Genomic DNA, 1096 nt, shown 5'->3' with positions numbered 1-1096 from the left:
TTCAATACCTACTGATTATCAATGTTTTAAAGTCTATTATTTAAACGTGCAATTAACACTTTTAACAAATTGTACTTCTAACTTGAACATCGGTTACTTTTAGCATGATCGACAGCGAAAAGATATTGGGGTCAGTCTATAAAAAATCAGCAAACCTGCTTTCTACCACATTGCTATGGTGTCTATTCATAGTTCTTGGGGATGGATTTCTACAAGACATTTTTTTTTAGAATATTTCTTTTTCTATATTTTCTTTTCTTGGAAGCAGTTTAAAAGTCACATCGCTTGTCGCGGGCGGCTTTTACACGCCCGCTTTATTACGACTTTCCACATCTATCTGATAATGTTGTATACAATCAGATTTTTACTTCTTATCCGAATCAGACTCTTTACCGCATCACATCCATTAACCGTTCCCATTCAGGCGCAAAGGTAATTCAGAAAATTGATTCTGCTACAATGCCATAACCTCTGGTTTTGGAGAAAATTGGCACCCTTGCGCTCCGCTGTGTTCATTCCAATTGCGTTTTTCCTCAAAGACCTTGCATTAGTTCTTCCCTACCTTTGTGAGGCATCTGAAACGAAAACGACCGATGCGACAAGAAGACACATTAAAAAGAATGTAGTCAGTCCGTAGTAATAGATACTTCAGCTTCTGACTACGCGCAACCCTTTTTCTTTCACCATATTATCCTTCCTTGTAGTAATGTAGTAAGATAATATCGGTGAAAGAGAAAAGTATATCAATTGATACTGCCATTGCAGTGTAGATATGTCTGCTCCATCACTGGTGCAGGGCGTTGTAGCTCTTGGCAGATGTGTTTTCTGAACAAGCGAACTTCTGTGCTGTCCAATTGATAAGACAAAGCGATAATGATTGAAAGCGGATAAAGCGGAGCATATCCTCGCCGCCGCCCGTTCATGAATACTTCCACCTCCCCTGCGTCCCTTTCCTCAGGACGCAAGGATTTACATGCCTCGTGGCCAAGGGCACATGCTATATAGCTTTTCCCCGTACCTGAAGAGCCGGTAATGAAGAGGTTCTGCCCCTTATGTACAAAGTCAAGGGTGGCGAGGCGTTCCATCTGATTGCGCT

General features: G+C 41.2%; 1 pseudogene. It reads right to left on the bottom strand.

From position 1 onward, the window contains the following. Window positions 1-968 precede the first annotated feature (968 nt). Window positions 969-1096: pseudogene (locus K334_RS15495) on the bottom strand (ATP-binding protein); the annotation flags it as partial.

Origin of the sequence: Segatella baroniae DSM 16972 = JCM 13447 (assembly GCF_000426585.1) — a bacterium.
Taxonomy (GTDB): Bacteria; Bacteroidota; Bacteroidia; order Bacteroidales; family Bacteroidaceae; genus Prevotella; species Prevotella baroniae.
This window is presented reverse-complemented; position numbering and strand designations above follow the sequence as displayed.